The sequence below is a fragment of the Enterococcus sp. DJ147D b genome, assembly GCF_058216655.1.
The window spans coordinates 1,782,656-1,803,066 of sequence record NZ_CM177104.1; the positions used below are offsets into that span (position 1 = coordinate 1,782,656).

Consider the following 20,411-nt stretch of genomic DNA (forward strand, 5'->3'; position numbering starts at 1 on the left):
TCCTCCCAGGATGAATTAATCAAAAATATTTGTAAAGAAACCTTTGATTTTACTTGTTACGTTTTCACCAGATTTTTTTTCTTCTGGTTCTTCATAAGTTACTTCTTCAGCTGATTCATAAGAGTCATAAGAAGGTGCTTCATGTTCAGTAACTGATACATGCTGAACAGCTGTTTCGCCAGTAACTGCTGATTTAGCAAGTTGATATACCTCGCTTAAGTTTGCTGAGTAATCAACAATACTAATGACGTTTGTAAAGACTGGATTTCTTAGTCCCATATGATTAGGAACATACAGTTTTACGTTAACACCAAAAATTTCTTGTGCTAGTTCAACCACGCCTGGCAAGCTAGCCGCACCACCTGTTAATATGATGCCACCAGGTAATTCCAACGCTTCAATTTGATCCAAAGCATCTTTTGCTTTATTAAATATCTGTTCCATACGAGCTGAAATTACTTCTGATAGATAACGTTCATCAACTTTCACAGGTTCTGATTGTCCAATTACATCCACAGGAAATTCTTCGTTTTCTGACGTTCTTTCTGGATATGCATCACCATAATTGATTTTTAATGCTTCTGCATTGTTGAAGGAAGTATTCAAAACGATAGAGATATCTTTAGTGGCAAATTCGCCACCTTCTTGATCTGTGTTTGTAAATTTCAATTGTTTGTCATGCATAACAGCCGTTGTAGTTTGGCCACCACCCATGTCAATAACAATCGTTCCAAAATCTTTTTCCCCATCAGAAAGAATCGTTTCCGTTAAAGCTAACGGTGTGATGACTAGTTCGTTGACAATTAGACCTGCTTTTTCGACACATTTTCTGATATTATGAACAATTGTTTTTGGTCCAGTAAATAATAGACCAAACATTTCTAATCGCACACCGATCATTCCTCGAGGATCTCTAATCCCTTCAAAACCATCTACAGTAAAGTCTTGTGGCAAAATTGACACGATCTGACGTTCAGGAGGAATTGAACGAACAAGGGCAGCTGAAGCCACATTTCTGACATCTTCATCGGTGATTTCTTTTGAATCCCCATTTACTGCAATCATTCCTTGGCAATTTTCGACTTCAAGCATATTTGCAGGTAACCCTACGCTGACACCCTTGATTTGAATGCCTGCTTTTTCTTCTGCTTGTCGAACTGCACGTTGAATCGCTTGAACTGTTTTTTCAATATCAACGATGATGCCGCGGTTAATCCCTTCTGATTTTGCGTTTCCTACTCCAATAATATTCATTTGGCTGTCGATATATTCAGCCACGACAACTTTAACAGATGTCGTTCCAATATCAAGGCCTACATACATTCCTGTTTTTGCCATGAATGGGATTCCCTCCTACTTACTATTCCATATACAAGCGAACAACTAACGTTCGTTTTTAAATATACTATATTATAGATATTCACTGCTTTCAATTCTACCATAAATTTATAGTTTTTAGAAAGTAGATTATCACTTTTTAAGGTTGTTTTATTGATTTTCGATTGAACTGCTGGAAGATGGTGTTGACTCATCAGCTTGTTGGCTGGACTCACTTGACTCTCCGGACTCTATTTCTGTTGATGTATCAGTATTTTGAGTTCCTTTTTCATCAGTAGAGGTTTCTGCTTGCTCTTCTTCACTATTTGAGTATGGATAAGAAAAAATTCCAACCTCCATATCAATCACACCATTTTCTTTCATTTCTTTGGCAACTTGTGGATAATATTTCATTTGGCTAGCTAGATTCGTAATATTCACAAGTACTTGATTACCATCGTTCATATTCATCTGAAGTAAGTTTTCATTACTTTCTGTAGGTGCATACTTGATCTCTGAAATAGCTTTTTGTAGTTCGGCAGAAAGTTGATTATATTGCTTTACCAATGCCTTGATTTTTGCATCACTTTTAAATCCTTCAAGAATCGGTAAATTTTTTGTCGGATTATCCACTTTTTGATCTAAAACAATGCCATTCTCAAGTACTGGATAATATTTGTTTTCCGTAGCAATCAGTGCAATATCTTTATATTCTGTGATAGCTAATTCAAATTGATTAATCGAATGGAAACTGATTTTTGCTGTTTTCACTCGAGGCTGTTCGGTTTTCAATTCTTTGACGTATCGATCCTTGTCCCAATATTGTGTCCACAAATTGTCGCCAATCCTTAATTTTGATTCAGTAATGACCGTCTCACTAGGAATGAGCTCATTTCCGGTTACTGCGACTGCTTCTAGCTTACTATACGGAGAAATATAATAAATCAAAAATAACAATGGGATTCCTAAGATCGTAATAATCAATGATAATCTACGCGTCAAAACTTTGTTACGCTGGTTTTTTAAATTAGGCAATCGATTTAAGAAGGAACCGTTATATGGTCCTGTCTGTTTATTTGATTCTTCTGGTTCTCTTAAAAAGGCTGGAAGTTCATCCACCTCAACCTTGTCGGACGAAGCTTCTAACTGTTTTTCTTGATTCTCATCAGAATCATCTGAATGATTGCGAAGATCGTTGTCTTTTTTGTGATGTTCAGCTAAATATTTTTGGTTGGCCTTTTGCCACGGAGTTAATTCATCCTGGTTATCAGATGATTTCGGTAAATCATTTGGTTCTTTCTTTTTACTCACTAAGACCACCACCTTTTACTTTTTAATAACAGTTTGAACTAGTTCATATAAACGCTCAGATGCATCAGGCATTCCTTGTTCTTTTGAAGCTTTGGACATTTGTTGCTGCACAGTTTCATTTTTCATGATTGCAGTGATTGCTTTTTCTAAAGATTCTCCTGTTAACTCACTATCTGCAATCATTTTTGCGGCACCTGCGTTCACTAAACTTTGCGCATTCTTCGTTTGATGGTCATTGGTAACGTAAGGGCTTGGAATCAATATTGCTGGTAATCCTAGTGCTGTAAATTCAGCAATAGAAGTTGCCCCAGCTCTTCCTACAAGTAAATCACTATTTGCCATCACTTCAGCCATTTGTCGAATATATGGCTGGATACTAACATTGTTTTGCTTGGTAACATCGACTTGATTTTTTATTTGTTCATAGTAACGATCACCCGAAGCATATAGTACTTGATAACTATCATCATCAAAATTTTGTAGAAAATCCATTACTGCTTCATTTAACTTCAGAGCGCCTTGGCTTCCGCCAAAAATCAGAACCGTTTTTTTGTCTGTCGCTAATCCAAAATCAGCTAAAATAGTCGATTTTGGTGTATCAGCAACTTCTTGTGCTCGGGGATTACCAATCAAACTTGATTTTTCTTCTGGAAAAAACTGTGCTGCATCTTGGAAAGAAAGAGCGATCTTATTGACATAACGACTAAGAAATTTGTTCGTAATTCCTGGAACGCTATTTTGTTCATGAATGATTGTTGGAATGTTCAACTTTGCCGCAGCATATACAACAGCACCTGAAACATATCCACCTGTTCCAATCACCACATCTGGTTGAAAATCTTTCAAGATTTTTTTTGCTTGGCGAATACTTTTCAAAAAGAGTTGGATTGTTTTAACATTATCAAATGACAATTTTCGTTTGAATCCTTGAATTTCTAAAGTATGAAAAGGAATACCAGTCTCTGGAACAATTTTATTTTCTAATCCTCGATTTGCCCCGACATACATAAACTCAGCATCTTGATCTTGAGACTTCACATAATTAACAAAGGCTAATGCTGGATAGATATGACCACCTGTTCCGCCGCCTGTAACCAAAATTTTCATTTTTATCGCTCGTTTCTTTTCTATTTTAATTTATTGACAGCTTCCATGAAGCGTGCACCACGAATCTCGAAGTTAGGATATTGATCCCAACTTGCATTAGCTGGAGATAACAAAACAACGTCCCCTTCAGCGCTTAACTCTAATGCAAGTGGCACAGCTGTCTCAACATTTTCTGTTATTTCAATCACTTGAATACCAGCCTTTTGACCAGCTTTAACTAGTTTATTTTTCGTTTCACCAAACGCAATCAATGCTTTTAGATTTTTAAGAGAAGGAACTAGTTCATCAAAACTATTGCCTCGATCCAATCCACCAGCTAATAAAATCATTTTTTCTGGAACAAAACCACTTAGTGCCATTTCCGTTGCTAAGATATTCGTTGCTTTAGAATCATTATAAAATTTTCTTCCATGGATTTCTCCTACATATTGGGTACGATGAGGTACACCATGGAACAAATGTAGTGTTTGCTTAATTGCTTCTGTCGAGACATCATATAGTCTAGCAACCGTAATTGCCGCCAAAGCATTTTCAATGTTGTGTGCGCCAGGAACACCCAAATCTGAAGCATCCATAATTTTTTCTTGATTATAGTAAATGATACCATCTGCACAATATGCACCTTGTTCTAGCACTTCTGTTGTTGAAAAAGGAAGGACCTGTGCTTGAGTTGTTTGAGCCAACATTCGTAGTTCTTCTTGGTTCCAATTCAAAATTAGATAATCTTCCGTTGTCATATTTTTTTGAATTTCCCATTTTGCTTTTACATACTCTTCACGTGTTCCATGATAGTCGATATGAGCTTCATAAATATTTGTAATAACTGCTATATTAGGATGAAAATCTGTAATGCCCATTAATTGGAAACTTGACAATTCCATAACGATTTTATCGTCTGCTTGTGCTTCCTGGGCTACACTGCTTGCTGGATAGCCAATATTTCCAGCTAGGCGAGCCATTCCTTTACTTTCTCCTGCATTTAACAATAATCCTGTCATTGTTGTTGTTGTTGTTTTTCCATTCGTTCCAGTGATACCAATAATTGGACATTCCGCTACCTCGTAAGCTAACTCAACTTCCGTAATTACCGGAATACCCATTTCTTGTGCCTTCGCTACCAATGGATGGTTATATGGAATGCCAGGATTTTTTACCATTACAGAAAAATCTTCATCTAATAGTTCAATTGGGTGACTTCCTGTAACCACTTTAATTCCTAAAGCTAATAAATCTTGTGCATCTGGATTTTCATCGAAAGGTTTTCCGTCATTAACGGTGACAAGTGCGCCCAATTCATGTAACAATTTGGCCGCACTAAATCCGCTTTTTGCAAGTCCTAAGACTAGAACTTTTTTATTTTCATATGTTGTGATTTTTTTCATTTTCTGTCATCTCCTACCAAACAAGCCATAATGTAATGAGTGAAGTTGCTACACTAACTAACCAAAAAACAGTATCAATTTTCCATTCGGACCAACCACTCATTTCAAAGTGGTGATGAATTGGTGACATTTTGAAAATTCGTTTCCCGGTTAACTTAAATGAAGTTACTTGTAACATTACACTTGCTGTTTCCATAACATAAATCAAGCCAACTAATAACAACGTCCATTCTTGATTTAGCATCATTGAGATTGCTGCTAACAAACCACCTAAGGCTAAAGAACCCACATCCCCCATAAAAATTTTCGCAGGTTTGTGATTGTAAGCAAAGAAACCAATCAGACCGCCAACAACACTTAAGCAAATAATCAAAACATCTAGTTGATTTTGATGCCAAGCAATAAGAGCATATGTTGCAAAAGAAATTGTTCCTAATCCTGCAACTAAACCATCAATTCCATCTGTTAAATTGACTGCATTTGAAAAACCAACTAACCAGAAAATCGCGAATAAACCATAGAAAATCCCTAAACTGATTTCTAATCCAAAAAAGTTAAGTACACCTGGATACCCTTCTGAACGATAAACAAGATAAAAAGCTACCCCACCAATAATTTGACCAATCAATTTTTGTATGGAATTTAATCCCATATTTCTTTTTTTAAAAACTTTAATAAAATCATCTAAAAACCCAATCGCACCATATAACGCTAGAACGAATAACAATATAAAAAGTATTGGTGTTAGCTGATTTTGCCACGCTCCTACCCAAATACCAGTTAAAATTGCTGCAATCAGGAACACTAAGCCACCCATTGTTGGAGTCCCGGCCTTGATATTATGCCATTTAGGTCCTTCTTCACGAATCGCCTGTCCTTGTTTTTTCATTTGAAAGTAACCAATAAACAATGGCATTACTGCAACTGTCATTGCACAGCTACTCACAATGGGGATTAATGCTTGTGTCCATTCCATGCTTTTTTCTCTCCTATTTCTTTTCTTACTCTTTTAAAGTAAAGTGTAATTTTTTATCTGTAATTTTTTCATACGGTGCAAGACTTTGCTTGGTGCAATAGCCATCACCATCAAAAGTAACTTCGATGCCAAGAATTTTGCCTAATTTCATGATATCAGCTTTTGACCAACCAGTAACATCGGGCATTAGCTCATCGCCACCTGTTTGTAGAATCAATTTTTCTCCCAAAATGAGTTTATCACCGTTGGAAGTTGATTGTTTGATAACTTTCTTTCCATTACCAATCACTACTGGCTGTAAGCCACTTTTTTGTGCGTCGGCTGCAGCAACGTCTGAATCTAAATTGCGGTAATCAGCAACCACTACTTTTTCTGTCTGATCTGTCTTTTCTTTAGTCTCGCCTTCTGTTTCTTTGAAGTCCATTGCTCGTTTCATCAACGGGTTAGCAATTTTTGCCAAGGCCATTCGATCGTAAGTTTTTGGATGTTTCATTGTTAAATAAAGAACGTATTCAGGATCTTCTGAAGGAACCATTTCAACGATTGAATAAAGATAAGAAGTATCTCCTACTTGATAACCGCCAGAATCAGAGGCAATTTGTGCTGTACCAGTTTTTGCTGATACATTATATCCTGGTACGGAATAAACGCCATAGGCACTTCCATAATTTTCACTTTCAACAACATCACGCATATATTCACGTACTTTTTCTGTTGTTTCTTTTGAATAAGGTTGTCCTAATACTTCTGTTTGAGTTGTTCGCTCTTCTCCTGTTTGTGGATCAACGATTTTACTGATGAATCTAGGTTGAAGCATCGTTCCATTGTTAGCAATTGAAGAAAATGCCTTCATCATTTGGAAGTTAGTTACACCAATTGCTTGTCCATATGCACTCATTGCACGGTCAACAATATTTTCTGTTGGTAATGTACCTGCGTTTTCATCATCTAATCCAGAGTGAGTACTTTGACCAAAGCCAAGTTTTTGAAGATAGTTATACCAACGTCCACCTAGTCTTTGTTCTAAAATAACCATCCCAACGTTACTTGACCAAGAAAGAGCTTGACGCATCGTCAATACACCTTTTTCTCCAAAGTCATGGTCGTTGATGGTTGCATCTGCTACATCGATTTTTCCAGAAACAAATGTTTCGTTTTCGTTATATTCGCCTTCCTCAATAGCCGCAGCAGTGGTAAAGACTTTCATTGTCGAACCAGGCTCATAACGATCTTGAACTAAGAAATTACGCCAAACAGCATTTTCGTCTTTCAATCCCTCCATTGTTTCAGGGTTAAAGGTTGGACGTTGACCCATTGCTACGATTTCACCAGTTTTTGCTTCCATTAAAACAGCAGTCAGCTCTTCAGGTTGGTATTCTTGATTAACTTGATCCATCAATGTTTCTAAATAACTTTGTAATCTACTATCTAAAGTGGTGTAGATATCTTGCCCATCTTTAGAAGCAACCTCATCAGCAACAGTTCCTGGTAAAGGGTTTTGATATTTATCTTTTTGATAAACAATCTTCCCGTCTTTCCCAGTTAAAATGTCATTATAAGCTGATTCTAGCCCCAAACTACCGACTAACCCATCGCCTTCTTTATTAGGAATTGCAAATCCGATAAAATGGGAAGAAAAGATACCATTTGGATACATACGCGATTTGTGAGCATCAAAGTAAAGACCAGCTAACCCTGCCTCTTTCATTTGTGCCTCAATCGTCTGCTTTGTTTCCTGAGTGATATTCTGTCCGTAATTTCCAAATTCAACTTGATATAGCTCATTATCTGCTCCATTTTTCAAAATTTTAAGTGCCGCACTTTTCTTAATTGATAAATTATCACTTAAAATTGTTGCGATTTTATTAAAATCTTTTTCTTGAGCATAAAGTTTTTTATTTTCAGATGTATATGTTTTTGAAAGAATCGCTTTGATGGAATAAGAGGTCGCATCTTCAGCAATTGCAACACCATTTCGGTCATAAATTGTGCCCCGTTTCGCCTGCACAACTTCACTACCTCTGTAAAGTTGTTCTGTTTTTTCAGATAACGAAGTACCAGCCACATGACCACCTATTATAATGTACGAGAAACGGACGGCAAATAAAAAGAACAACCCAATACTCGTAGCAAATAAAATGATACCTACTTTTTTGCGATTGTTCATCGGATTTTGATTTTTCTTTTCCATAAACCGCCGAAATTTATTTTTAAGACTCATTTACTTCACTTTCCTTAAATTGTCATCATTAATGGACAATCCTTTTTCTTCTGCGATTTGTTTTACGCGTTCTGTACGCGAAAGTTCATTCTTTTCTTGTTCTAAAGTTGTTTTTTCTGTTTTCTTTTCAGTAATATCCGCTTGAATTGAAGTAATAGCTTGCTCTGCACCGCTAATATTAGTTCTTAACATAATTGTTAAGACAGACAAAGAAATTAACGCAACAATCAGGCCACTGATAACTAATTTTTCCAAATTAGAGATTCGTTTCAACCGTCTAGCTGGTGATTGAGGTAGAACAATCTCTTGATTAGAATCTGGCAGTTGTTCAGCTTGATCCACCATGTCAGGGAAATCATATGGATATTCATGTGCTCTCTTTAGTTCTGCCATTGTTCTACTCCTCTTTCACTCGTATTTTTTCCGCAATTCGCAGTTTTGCACTACGTGAACGATTATTTTCAGCTAATTCTTCTTCAGATGGAAGAATTGGCTTTCTGGTGATTACTTTTAGTTCTGGTTGAAACTCATCAGGAACAACCGGTAATCCCGGTGGTAGATCTTTCACTGTACTGTATTCCTTAAATAAGCTTTTAACAATTCGATCTTCTAATGAATGGAACGTAATCGCACTGATTCGACCATCTAATTTCAATAGTTTGATTGCTTGTTCCAAAGAAGTTTCCTCTGCTCCAAGTTCATCATTTACCGCAATTCGTACTGCTTGGAAAATTCTTTTTGCAGGATGGCCACCTTTTCTTCTAGCAGGAGCTGGAATCACACGTTTGATGATTTCAACTAATTCACCAGTTGTTTCGATTGGTTTTTCTTTTCGTACTCGCTCGATTTCACGAGCGATTTGTTTCGAAAATTTTTCTTCACCATAACGAAAGAAAATTTTTACCAGTTCTTGATAAGAATATTCATTGATAACATTAAAAGCAGAAATTGGTGCTGACTGATCCATCCGCATATCTAATGGTGCATCTTGGTGGTAGCTAAACCCACGTTCTGCCTCATCTAATTGAGGTGAAGAAACACCTAAGTCATACAAGATTCCATCGACTTCTGTCACTTCTCGTTCAGCCAACTGGAGTTCTAACTCTCTAAAATTGGCTTTGATAAAAGTAACCATTCCTTTTTCAACATATGGCGCTAACCGTTGTTTTGCATGATCAATTGCCTTTTGATCCTGATCAAAAGCATAAAGATGCCCATCGGTGTTCAATTGGCTTAGTAAATATTCACTATGTCCGGCACCGCCTAAAGTACAGTCTACATAAATTCCGTTTGGTTTAACATTCAAACCATCTACGGTTTCCTTCAACATGACTGTATAGTGTTGAAATGTCTCAGTCATTGGTCAGCCTCTTCCTATTCTATAGTCCAAAATCAATCATATTTTCAGCAATCTCATCGAAGTTACTTTCAGCTTCATCAGAAAATGTTTGCCAACGTGTTTCGTCCCAAATTTCGATTCGATTTGAAACACCAATCACTACGCATTCCTTTTCTAAACTTGCATGACTTCTCAAAGTGCTGGGAATGTTGATACGACCTTGTTTATCAAGTTCGCATTCAGTGGCAGCCGAGTAAAAAAACCGCACAAAAGTACGTGCATCTTTTTTGGTCAACGGCATTTCGCTAAGCTTATCTTCTAAGTTTTCCCACTCGCTCAATGGATAGCCAAAAAGACAGCCATCTAAACCACGAGTTAGTACGAACTTTTCACCAAGCTCGTCACGAAGTTTTGAAGGCACGATCAGACGACCTTTTGTATCAATATTATGCCGATATTCGCCCATAAACATTGAAACTACCCCCATTCCTCCACTAACTAAAATTAGTCTACCACAATCCCCCACTTTCTACCACCTTTTCTGGAAAATCTGAGACGAACTTTTTTTACATTAACTATTTTTTAAAAAATCAAGCTGTGAAAAATCTTTTAAAAGACTCTTCACAGCTTTTTTGACGTTATAAATAACTCACAATGTTAAACACAATGAGCACTAAATACAAAATGATCGTTAATAAAAAAGTTAACCGCCACGTCATTTTCAGATAACGAGAATAAACAATTTCTTCATAATAGTATGCCTGAAAAACTGCAATACAAATTCCTAAAAGTAATACAGAAATAATAAAAAAGGGTAAAACCGAAATGGTTCCCATATTTCTTGAAAGTTCATGCATTCCTCCCCATAGGAATGGGATAGCCAAATCAGGAGCTTTTAAATTAAAGCGGCGATTTAATGCAAAGATTCGCACTAAAAATTGGCAACCAAATAAAACGATTGCCGGAAAGATATACCAAAATAAGACTATTGGCGTAAAAGTACCCATGTGATGAAAACTCCTTCTTTCTAATTGCTCTAAGTATACTGCAAATACTTTACACAACTATTTCATTTTATTTAATTTATTGTGATTATCATTTTTAGATGACCACTTTTGTTTCTTGTTTATTACAGTCAGATTGTTTTTAGACAACTAGCTAATCATTTGACAGCGGTCATTAAACAACATCTAAAAAAGAGCTTATCATAATTTTTCAGTCTGAACCACCGTTTTAAAAAAGACATTCTTAAATATTTTATTTTTAATATGAAGAAATTTACTTCGTAACTTGAACAAAAACATAAAAGGTTGTACACTATTGCTAATGAATCTAACTTAAGGATGAACGCGATGAATAATAAAAAGCAAACAAGTACTTTTTCTAAAGTAACAAAAGTAGTCATTTGGACAATGTTAATTTTAACTGTTGGTTCAGTCGTACTAACCGCTGTCATGAGCGTACTATAAAAAAGCGTTGGCTATCTCTTATTTCTAAGAGATAGCCAACGCTTTTTTAATTGTGATTTTTTTTTGCCATTTTCAATAACTCTTTCGCATGCTCAATCGTTAATGGCGTAATTTCACTTCCAGCTAACATCCGAGCAATTTCTTCAATCCTTTGTGGTTCAGCAAGCTCTGAAACTGAAGTTTGTGTTCGACCCGCAATAACATCTTTCACAATGTAGTATTGGTAATCCGCAACTGCGGCAACTTGTGGAAGATGTGTGATACACAAAACTTGAGAGTACTTTGATATTTGGGCAATTTTATCTGCAATTGCTTGCGCAACTCGACCACTGACGCCAGTATCCACTTCGTCAAAAATAATACTTGTCACACCTTGTTCCGAAGAAAAAATCGTTTTTAACGCTAATAGCATTCGCGATAATTCTCCTCCAGAAGCAACTTTTACTAAAGGTTTTAATGGTTCACCAGGATTTGTCGTTATGTAAAATTCAACTTGATCAAATCCATTTTGGTCAAAAATTGTTTCTTCTTGTGTAAAACGAACTTCAAATTCTGTGTTTTCCATGTACAACCCTTTTAGTTCTTGTAAAATTGACGCCTCAAGTTCTTTAGCAATTTTTTGTCGTTGCTCACGCAGAATCATCGCTTGCTGATGAAGTTCTGTTGTCTTTTCTTCGAGTTCTTTTTTCATTTTCTCTAACTGACCCTCAGAAAAATCAGAGTCACCTAACTCTTTGGTAATTTCCTCATAGTAAGACAAGATAGCTTCAATCGACTCGCCATATTTTCGTTTCAATTGACGGATTACTTCTAATCGTTGATTTACCTCTTCCAAACGATTGTCATCAAGTTCCAAATGATCAATTTGGCGACTCATATCTCCTACTGCATCTTGTAACAGATAGTAAGCATTTTGAATATTATCAAAAATCGCTTCATACTCTGGATCTAAATGCGCAATCCCCTGCATTTCTGAAACCGCTCGTCCAATACCGTCAACGCTACTTTGCTCACCATTATCTAGCGCACTATATCCAGCGTTCAAGCTATCTACGATTTTCTGATAATTACTTAATTTGTCACGCTCTTCAACCAATCGCTCTTCTTCACCTAATTGAAGTTTAGCTGCTGCAATCTCTTCTTGCTGAAAGTGAAGCATGTCCATCCGTTGAACAAAAGACTTCTCATTTTGTTGAACTTTACGAACTTTTGCTTCTAACGTTCGATAATTTCGATATAATTTTTGATATAATTTTTTCTTTTGTTGGAAAGCTGCATCACCAAACTGATCCAGTAAGATTAGATGTGATTCAGGTTGCAACAATTCTTGATGTTCATTTTGTCCTTGAATATCAACTAAAAAAGCACCAATTCGTCGCAAATTCGCCAAAGTCACAATGTGTCCATTGACACGACAAATATTTTTTCCTGTCAATGCCATATCTCGTCGAACAATTAAGTTATCCTCATCTGATTCAATTCCTAACTCTTCCATTAGATCAGAAAAACCTGGCTGTTTAGGTAACTCGAACAGTCCTTCAAGAATACACTTGTCTGCGCCCTGACGAATATAATCACTTGAACCACGACCACCTGCTAGTAATCCTAAAGCATCAATAATGATTGATTTTCCAGCTCCCGTTTCACCAGTCAGTGCCGTCATCCCTTCGTGAAAAGACAATTGCAACTCCGGAATAATTGCAAAGTTGGTAATACTAATTTCTTGTAACACAGCAATCACCCCTTAATTACAAGTAATGTAAGAAATCTTTTTTTAATGAGACTGCATCTTCTTCTGTACGTGTAATCATCAAAACATTGTCATCATCATTGATAATCGAAAACAGTTCCTTCTTGTAACATTTATCAATTAGATTCGCTGCTGCAGAAGCATTTCCAGGTAAAGTTTTCAAAATAACAAATTTTTCCATTTGATCCACTGCGACAAAAGCATCTTTTAAAATTTTTTCTAATTTTGTTTGAACATCTTCGCTTGTTTCTGCTGGCAAACTATACCGGTAGCCACCATCAGAAGCGGGAACTTTAATCAACTTTAGTTCTTTAATATCCCGAGAAATTGTGGCTTGAGTTACAGAAATTCCTTTGTTTTTCAAAATTTCGACAAACTCTTCTTGTTTCCGGATATCACGCTCGCTCAATAATCGAGTAATCAAACGGTGTCGATCTTTTTTTCTCATTGCTTTTCGCTCCTTAGCTCATTCTTCTTGTTAATGATAGCTTATTTTTTCGGCTTAAGAAAGAAGAAATCTGCAAACCGCTTACTTTTGTTCAAATTGTTCATGCGCATTGGTGACAACTGCTGAAATATCAATTGTCGGGCTCATAGTTCCTTTACCAGAAACTTTTTGGAGATGTGCTAGAAATTCAATATTTCCTTCGCCACCTGTAATTGGTGAAAAACTCAATTCTAAGACATCATAGCCACTCTCCATTGCAAAAGCTAAGGTATCTTCTATTACTTTTTGATGTGTCTGAGCATTCCGGACGATCCCATTTTTCCCTACTGCTTCTCTCCCAGCTTCAAATTGAGGTTTGATCAACGTAACTACTTCTCCGTGATCTGCCAAAATCGCATGTAACGGTGGCAACATTAGTTTGAGTGAAATAAAAGATACATCAATCACTGCTACCTCTGGTACACCTTGTTCGAAGTCTTCTGGTTTTGAATAGCGGAAGTTAACACGTTCCATCACAACTACTCGTGGATCTTGACGAATTTTCCAAGCAAGTTGATTGTAGCCAACATCTAAGGCATAGCTCATCTTTGCCCCGTTTTGTAACGCTGCATCAGTGAATCCTCCTGTAGAAGCACCAATATCTAATAACACTTTATCTTGAACAGTCAGGTCAAAAACTTTTAACGCTTTTTCTAGCTTAAGGCCCCCACGAGAAACATAGGGCAATTTTTTCCCCTTGATTTTCAGTTCATTCGTAACAGGAATCTTTTCCCCCGGTTTGTCAAAACGTTCATTTTTTTCGTTATAAATCAAACCAGCCATAACCGAGCGTTTTGCTTGTTCTCTGGTTTCAAATAGTCCTTGTTTAACGGCTAAAACGTCTACACGTTCTTTTTCCATTTTTTTCCTCATTTCTCTATATCAAATTGTTTAATTAATTGACGTAGCAGATCACCATCAAACACTAAAACATCTTTTTCCAACTGTGTAACTAATTCCTTTGCTTGTTGGATTTCGTTTGCTAAAGCTTCATACGTTTTTTCAATTCCTAACAAACGTGGATACGTATTTTTTCCTTCTTGCGCATCCTTGCCAGCAGTTTTACCTAATTTTTCGGTTGTGCTCACCACATCTAATAAATCATCCCGTATTTGAAAAGCAAGGCCAAGATGTCCAGCCAATTTTTGTAAACAAAGTAGAACTTCTTCAGGTTGATTGGCTAAAACACCACCTGCTAACAACGCATAACGAATCAAACGACCCGTTTTTCGTTCATGGACAAAGGCAAGTTCGTCTATAGTCAATTCTTGCTTTTCACCTAAAATATCTGCCGTTTGTCCAGCAACCATTCCTTGAGCTCCACTACTACTTGCCAATTGTTGAATAAGCAATAATTTTTTCGAAGGTTCTAGTTGTGTCAAACTAATCAATTGAAAGGCACCCGTCAACAGGCCATCGCCAGCCAAAATAGCAATTGCTTCACCAAAAATTTTATGGTTTGTTGGTTTTCCTCTACGTAGATCATCATTATCCATTGCAGGTAGATCATCATGGATCAATGAATACGTATGGACCATTTCAAGAGCACCTGCTACTTGATACATCGGAGTGGTCAATGTTTCGCCAAAAGAATTTATTGCTGCTAAAAGCAGTAATGGTCTAATTCGCTTCCCACCAGCATTAATCGAATAAAGCATACTTTCTTTCAGCGTTTCATCACTTGTATATTCCATTAAAAATTGGGTGATTTCTTGTTCAACTATCGGCAAATTAGTTGCTGTAAATTTGGTTAATTGCATCAAGCTTCCTCGCTCTCACCAAAAACGACTTCTTCCTCTGTTTCAGTCATCATTTTAGTCAAAGTTTCTTCTGCTTTTGCTAATGTATCTTGACATTGCTTACTTAGCTCCATCCCGCGTTTAAATGCATCCAATGCTTTTTCCAGTGGGACATCGCCTTGTTCTAATTGTACGACGATTTTTTCTAATTCTTGCAATGATTCTTCAAATGTTGGATTTTCCATCGGTTATTCTCCTTCTTCGATTTCTTGGACTTTTGTAATAACTCGCCCATCTTGATAGTGAACAGTCAGTAGTTCTCCTTGTTGGACCTCTGTCACACTCTTAGCTACTTGATTAGTAGGTAATGTCGTATAGCTATACCCTCGCCCCATGATTTTCAGCGGACTTAGTAAATCAAGTAATTGAACAGCTGTTTGAAAATGATTTTTTTGTTGTTGCATATATTGTTCCATTTTTTCTTTCAAACGTTGCTGTAGATAATCTGTTTCTTGTTTAGCTGTTTTTATCCGATAATCAGGAGCTACCTGTTCGAGTTGGTGATTAAGAGAAATAACTTGCTTTTCCTTTTCATAATACACTTGTTGTGCAGCTTGTTGTAACCGTTGCTTGAAGTGGTCTAACTTAATCGTTTGTCCCTCATATAGTCGTTCTGGTTGCCTGAAGACATAAGACTGCTTCAAATGTTCAAAACGTTGTTGCTTCGTTTGGATTTGACGCGAAAAAGCCTGCTCTAAACGGGCTTGGCGTTCATTGATTTTCAACAAAACTTCTGATAATACCGGCACCGCTAATTCAGCCGCTGCCGTTGGTGTAGCAGCACGCACATCCGCAACTAAGTCAGCAATTGTTGTATCTGTTTCGTGTCCGACAGAAGAGATAATTGGCGTATTTGCCGCATAGATTGCCCTAGCAACCCGTTCTTCATTAAAAGGCCAAAGATCTTCAATCGATCCCCCGCCCCGGCCAATAATCATCGTATCAAAATTCCCCAGAGCTTCCACTCGTCCAATATTTTTCACCACATCGTCTGCTGCTTGGTTTCCTTGAACCACAGTAGGAAACAATACTAACTGAGCAATTGGATAACGCCTCTTTACCGTCGTAATGATATCTCGAATAACTGCACCACTAGGACTAGTTAGGACAGCAATTCGTTTAGGAAAACGCGGTAATGGTTTTTTTGGTCCTTGGAACAGACCTTCTTTCATCAACTTATCTTTTCTTTCTTCTAACGCTTGATACAACGCACCGATACCATCTGGTTCCATATGCTCCACATAGATTTGATAAGAGCCACCAGCTTCATAAAGTGAAATTCGACCGACAACGAGAACTTTCATTCCTTCCTTTGGTTGAAATTTCAGTTTTTGAAACGCGCCTTTAAACATAATTGCCGAGATTTTTGCATGATCGTCTTTCAAGCTGAAGTATTGATGTGCGTTTGCCCGCAGGCGAAAGTTAGAAATTTCACCAGTCAGATATACTCGTTCCAAATAAGGATCTAAATCAAACTTTCTTTTTAGATATTTAGTCAACGAGGTTACTGTTAAATATTCTTGTGCCATTTATTCACCTGCTCCAAAAGCTTCGGCAGACTTAACTGTTTGATACATCAGCATCGTGATCGTCATGGGTCCAACCCCTCGAGGTACTGGCGTAATATAGCTTGCTAACGGCTCAACTTCATCAAATTTGACATCTCCAATTAGCTTGCCTGCTTCATTTCGATTCATCCCTACATCAATCACTACTGCCCCAGGTTTAATAAATTCTTTTGTTACAAAATGACCGCGTCCAATCGCAACAACTAAAATATCCGCTTCGCGAGCAAGCGCTGGTAAGTCTTTTGTTTTTGAATGCGCAATGGTGACTGTCGCATCTGCCATCAATAATAGCTGCCCCATTGGTTTACCAACAATATTGCTGCGCCCAATCACTACTGCACGCTTTCCAGCAGGATCAATTGAATAAGCTTCAAACATTTTCATGATCCCATATGGTGTGCAGGGGATCATATCTGGATCACCAGCAAATAAACGTCCAAGGTTCATCGGATGGAAGCCATCGACATCTTTTTCAGGTTGGATTGCCAATAATACTTTTTCTTCGTTGATATGTTTTGGTAAAGGTAATTGTACTAAGATTCCATGGAACAATGGATCTTGATTATATTTTTCAATTTCTAAAAGTAATTCTTCTTCAGAAATGGTTTCTGGATAACGTTCTACTTTTGAGTGGATACCAATTTCTTTTGCAACACGTTCTTTATTTCGAACATAAACTTGACTCGCTTGGTTTTCTCCCACTAATAAAACGACTAGGCCAGGATGGATACCAACTTCATTGAGTTCATGCACTTTTTCGGCAATTTCTGTTTGCATTTTTTCTGCTAATTCTTTTCCATTGATTGTGACTGCCATATAACCACTCCCTGAACTTTTTGTCTTTTTATTCTACCATATAATTTGATTACCCAATAACAATGATTTTTATTTCTCAAAAAAAAGCTAGGGCCTATGCCCCAGCTTCCATTTCATTTAAAATATTGGATAATACGCCGTTTACGAATTTACGTGAACGATCGTCACTAAATGTTTTCGTTAACTCTATTGCTTCATTTAAGGCAACTGGAGCAGGCACATCTGTCACATATTTCATTTCAAAAATTGCAATACGCAAAATCACTAAATCCATTTTTGAAATTCGATTGATACGCCAATTATTTTTCAAATGTTTTTCAATCGTTTGATCTAATTCATCTTTCTTCGCACACACACCACCAACTAGTGTGTCCAGATAAACCGGAACAAACTCCGATTCTTCTTCATTGATCAAGTCACGCTGATCTAACTCAATGGCATGCATGATTGCGTCTTCTTTTGTTAAATCTGCATTGAAATCTAGTGGAAACAGTGCTTGCAACGCCATTTCACGAATCTTATGTCTCGATATTTCTTTATTCATTTTCGTCCTCATCGTCTTCAAAAAGTTCTTCCAGTACGGGTTGTTCTAATTTTTCAGGTACCACTGCTACCACGTGAACATTCACTTCAGCTAAAGCAATGTCTGTCATAAATAAAACTTGTTGGACTACACGCTCTTGCATATCCATCGCTACTTTAGGAACAGATACTCCATATTCTAAATAGCAATAAATATCCACTTTCAAGCCATCTTCTTCATTTGCAAGATAGACACCTTTACCATGAGCTGCACGACCTAATAATTCAGTCACATTGCTAGCAAAAGTACCACGCATGCCATAGACACCTTCTACTTTAGATGCTGCAATCCCAATAATTACTTCAATTACTTCAGGAGCAATAACAATTTCTCCTAAGTCTTGATTTGCGTTTAAGACAAGATTTTTTTCATCTGCCATTTTTCTTCCTCCTTTTACCTAAGCACGAGATACATATGAACCGTCTCCGGTATTAACAATCAGTTTATCTCCTTGGTTCACAAAGAAAGGTACATTAACCGTTAACCCAGTTTCCATAATTGCTGGCTTCGTCCCACCAGAAGATGTGTCTCCCTTGATGTTTGGATCTGTTTCAGCAACCTCAAGGATAACTGTATTGGGTAACTCAAGACCTAAAATTTCTGCGTCGTACATGATAATGTTAACTTCCATATTTTCCAAAATATACTTCAATTCATCTTTAATCTGTTCTTCAGGAATTTCAATTTGTTCATAAGTTTCTAAATCCATGAACACATGGCTTCCTGCACTTTCATAAAGATATTGCATTTTTCGATTGCTGATTTGAGCCTTTGCTACTTTTTCACCAGCACGAAAAGTTTTTTCCTGTACGCCGCCTGTACGCAAGTTTTTTAATTTTGAACGAACAAATGCAGCGCCTTTTCCTGGTTTGACATGTTGGAACTCAATTACCCGCCAAATTCCACCATCCACTTCAATTGTTAATCCTGTTTTGAAATCATTTACAGAAATCATAAATAGCCTCCTAATTCTTTACGGAGAAAAACTCCCAGCTCTGCTATCTTCTACATGCGTAAAAGTCCTTCTATAGTGTATCACTAAATCTAGCTATTTTCTATAACAAAAGTCAGTGCGTTAAACAGGAAAAGAAATTTTTAAACATCAGGTGAAACTATAGAATAATCAATTCCTTTGGTGAATGAGTCAACACTCGATTCCCCTCTTTTGTGATTAGCAAATCATCTTCAATCCGCACGCCACCAATTCCTGGTAAGTAAATTCCTGGTTCATCTGTGATGACATTTCCAGGAACAAATTGTTTTTCTGCCCGAGCAGAAACATTCGGACCTTCATGGATTTCTAACCCGATACCATGACCAGTTGAATGACCAAACGCTTCGCCGTATCCTTGTTTTGTAATGTAGTCACGAGCTACTGCATCTAATTGGATTCCTGTTAATCCAGGTTTAGCTGCATCTAAGACTGCTAACTGTGCATCTAGTACGATTTGATAGATTTCTTTTAATTTCTCGCCAGGATCACCAATGGCAAATGTTCGAGTCATATCAGAAACATACCCTTGATAATAACAACCAAAGTCTAGTGTGATCAAGTCACCTTGTTCAATTACTTTGTCACTTGCTACACCATGAGGCATAGCTGAGCGCAAACCACTAGCAACAATCGTATCAAAGGAAACACTTGTTGCACCTAACGAACGCATGTAGAAATCCACTTGATTTGCTACTTCGATTTCAGTCATTCCCGGGCGAATCATCTTTAGAATATGATCATAAGCCATATCGGCAATGCTACATGCTTTTTCAATGATTGAGATTTCTTCTTCATCTTTTACTTCACGTAATTCTTCAATCATTCCACTAACTGGAATCAATTCTGCATTGATAATTTCTTCTAACACTGAGTATTCTAGGAAAGATACCGTTGTTTCTTCAAACGCTAAAGCATTTAGGTTTTCTCTCTTTACTAAATCAGCCACTTCATCAAAAATCGGGCCAACATTTTTTATAATTTCAAAGCCTTGTGCTTGGCTAGCAGCTTGTTCTGTGTAACGAAAATCTGTAATAAAGAACGCTTTGTCCAATGTGATAACTGCTAAACCAGTAGTGCCTGTGAAATTGGTCAAGTAACGAAGGTTATAGGGACTTGTAACTAAAAATGAATCTAAATTTTCTGCTTGCATTTTTTTGCGGAGTTTTTCAACACGTACCATCATCAATAAAATCCTTCTTTCTTTACTTTCTTTTTTCTATTATAGCAAATTATTATTGTTTCTCGTACGAATATGAATGAAAAAAATTTGTTAACTTTCTTTCCCTAAGAAA

At 37.0% G+C, this 20,411-nt stretch carries 22 protein-coding genes; 1 reads left to right on the forward strand and 21 read right to left on the reverse strand.

Translation table 11 applies throughout. The annotated features are described in order from the left end of the window. Window positions 1-15: 15 nt before the first annotated feature. The 10 genes from ftsA to AC4BD1_RS08530 form a co-directional block, all read right to left on the reverse strand. Window positions 16-1,338 (reverse strand): cell division protein FtsA, encoded by a 1,323-nt coding sequence (gene ftsA, locus AC4BD1_RS08485; RefSeq protein ID WP_206910420.1) that lies wholly within the window; start codon window positions 1,336-1,338, stop codon window positions 16-18. A gap of 150 nt (window positions 1,339-1,488) precedes the next feature. After that, the gene (locus AC4BD1_RS08490) at window positions 1,489-2,628 is read right to left on the reverse strand and encodes a cell division protein FtsQ/DivIB (RefSeq protein WP_490485480.1); all 1,140 of its coding nucleotides are present in this window, start codon (window positions 2,626-2,628) and stop codon (window positions 1,489-1,491) included. 15 nt (window positions 2,629-2,643) lie between these two features. Beyond that, on the reverse strand, window positions 2,644-3,735 hold the full coding sequence (gene murG, locus AC4BD1_RS08495) for an undecaprenyldiphospho-muramoylpentapeptide beta-N-acetylglucosaminyltransferase (RefSeq protein WP_206910424.1): 1,092 nt from the start codon (window positions 3,733-3,735) through the stop codon (window positions 2,644-2,646). Window positions 3,736-3,755: 20 nt separating this feature from the next. Beyond that, the gene (gene murD, locus AC4BD1_RS08500) at window positions 3,756-5,117 is read right to left on the reverse strand and encodes a UDP-N-acetylmuramoyl-L-alanine--D-glutamate ligase (RefSeq protein WP_490485481.1); all 1,362 of its coding nucleotides are present in this window, start codon (window positions 5,115-5,117) and stop codon (window positions 3,756-3,758) included. A 13-nt stretch (window positions 5,118-5,130) separates the two neighbouring features. After that, complete coding sequence (gene mraY, locus AC4BD1_RS08505) at window positions 5,131-6,093, reverse strand: phospho-N-acetylmuramoyl-pentapeptide-transferase (RefSeq protein ID WP_206910429.1); 963 nt, start codon at window positions 6,091-6,093, stop codon at window positions 5,131-5,133. Window positions 6,094-6,118: 25 nt separating this feature from the next. Next, window positions 6,119-8,314, reverse strand: a complete 2,196-nt coding sequence (locus AC4BD1_RS08510; RefSeq protein ID WP_490485482.1) for a penicillin-binding transpeptidase domain-containing protein — start codon at window positions 8,312-8,314, stop codon at window positions 6,119-6,121. Next, window positions 8,315-8,707: a cell division protein FtsL gene (ftsL, locus tag AC4BD1_RS08515; protein ID WP_206910433.1), complete on the reverse strand. Its 393-nt coding sequence runs from the start codon at window positions 8,705-8,707 to the stop codon at window positions 8,315-8,317. Window positions 8,708-8,711: 4 nt separating this feature from the next. Further along, on the reverse strand, window positions 8,712-9,674 hold the full coding sequence (gene rsmH, locus AC4BD1_RS08520) for a 16S rRNA (cytosine(1402)-N(4))-methyltransferase RsmH (RefSeq protein ID WP_490485483.1): 963 nt from the start codon (window positions 9,672-9,674) through the stop codon (window positions 8,712-8,714). Between the two features lie 19 nt (window positions 9,675-9,693). Further along, complete coding sequence (mraZ, locus tag AC4BD1_RS08525) at window positions 9,694-10,125, reverse strand: division/cell wall cluster transcriptional repressor MraZ (protein WP_206910434.1); 432 nt, start codon at window positions 10,123-10,125, stop codon at window positions 9,694-9,696. A 166-nt stretch (window positions 10,126-10,291) separates the two neighbouring features. Next, window positions 10,292-10,660 (reverse strand): DUF3397 domain-containing protein, encoded by a 369-nt coding sequence (locus AC4BD1_RS08530; RefSeq protein WP_206900049.1) that lies wholly within the window; start codon window positions 10,658-10,660, stop codon window positions 10,292-10,294. Window positions 10,661-11,005: 345 nt separating this feature from the next. Between AC4BD1_RS08530 and AC4BD1_RS08535 the strand changes: the two genes are divergently transcribed. Continuing rightward, window positions 11,006-11,122: a DUF4044 domain-containing protein gene (locus AC4BD1_RS08535; protein ID WP_067480532.1), complete on the forward strand. Its 117-nt coding sequence runs from the start codon at window positions 11,006-11,008 to the stop codon at window positions 11,120-11,122. Window positions 11,123-11,168: 46 nt separating this feature from the next. Here AC4BD1_RS08535 and recN read toward each other — a convergent pair whose 3' ends face one another. The 11 genes from recN to AC4BD1_RS08590 form a co-directional block, all read right to left on the reverse strand. Then, window positions 11,169-12,854: a DNA repair protein RecN gene (recN, locus tag AC4BD1_RS08540; RefSeq protein ID WP_206911042.1), complete on the reverse strand. Its 1,686-nt coding sequence runs from the start codon at window positions 12,852-12,854 to the stop codon at window positions 11,169-11,171. A 16-nt stretch (window positions 12,855-12,870) separates the two neighbouring features. Beyond that, window positions 12,871-13,320, reverse strand: a complete 450-nt coding sequence (gene argR / locus AC4BD1_RS08545; RefSeq protein ID WP_067480526.1) for an arginine repressor — start codon at window positions 13,318-13,320, stop codon at window positions 12,871-12,873. Window positions 13,321-13,401: 81 nt separating this feature from the next. Continuing rightward, window positions 13,402-14,220, reverse strand: a complete 819-nt coding sequence (locus tag AC4BD1_RS08550) for a TlyA family RNA methyltransferase (RefSeq protein ID WP_490466285.1) — start codon at window positions 14,218-14,220, stop codon at window positions 13,402-13,404. Between the two features lie 8 nt (window positions 14,221-14,228). Continuing rightward, on the reverse strand, window positions 14,229-15,119 hold the full coding sequence (locus AC4BD1_RS08555) for a polyprenyl synthetase family protein (protein WP_490466286.1): 891 nt from the start codon (window positions 15,117-15,119) through the stop codon (window positions 14,229-14,231). Continuing rightward, on the reverse strand, window positions 15,119-15,343 hold the full coding sequence (locus AC4BD1_RS08560) for an exodeoxyribonuclease VII small subunit (protein WP_206911037.1): 225 nt from the start codon (window positions 15,341-15,343) through the stop codon (window positions 15,119-15,121). The genes AC4BD1_RS08555 and AC4BD1_RS08560 overlap by 1 nt, the downstream gene beginning before the upstream one ends. Window positions 15,344-15,346: 3 nt before the next feature. Continuing rightward, window positions 15,347-16,687 carry an exodeoxyribonuclease VII large subunit gene (gene xseA, locus AC4BD1_RS08565; RefSeq protein ID WP_490466287.1) on the reverse strand — a complete coding sequence of 447 codons (1,341 nt, stop codon included), beginning with the start codon at window positions 16,685-16,687 and terminating at the stop codon, window positions 15,347-15,349. Then, window positions 16,688-17,542, reverse strand: a complete 855-nt coding sequence (locus tag AC4BD1_RS08570; protein ID WP_206911034.1) for a bifunctional methylenetetrahydrofolate dehydrogenase/methenyltetrahydrofolate cyclohydrolase — start codon at window positions 17,540-17,542, stop codon at window positions 16,688-16,690. 94 nt (window positions 17,543-17,636) lie between these two features. Beyond that, a complete protein-coding gene (gene nusB / locus AC4BD1_RS08575) occupies window positions 17,637-18,086 on the reverse strand; it encodes a transcription antitermination factor NusB (RefSeq protein WP_206911033.1) in 450 nt (149 codons plus the stop codon). Further along, entirely contained in the window at window positions 18,079-18,504 is a 426-nt protein-coding gene (locus AC4BD1_RS08580; RefSeq protein ID WP_206911032.1) for an Asp23/Gls24 family envelope stress response protein, read from the reverse strand. The genes nusB and AC4BD1_RS08580 overlap by 8 nt, the downstream gene beginning before the upstream one ends. An 18-nt stretch (window positions 18,505-18,522) precedes the next feature. Next, window positions 18,523-19,080, reverse strand: a complete 558-nt coding sequence (gene efp / locus AC4BD1_RS08585; RefSeq protein WP_206911031.1) for an elongation factor P — start codon at window positions 19,078-19,080, stop codon at window positions 18,523-18,525. Window positions 19,081-19,237: 157 nt separating this feature from the next. Beyond that, a complete protein-coding gene (locus AC4BD1_RS08590; protein ID WP_206911030.1) occupies window positions 19,238-20,302 on the reverse strand; it encodes a M24 family metallopeptidase in 1,065 nt (354 codons plus the stop codon). Window positions 20,303-20,411: the final 109 nt, after the last annotated feature.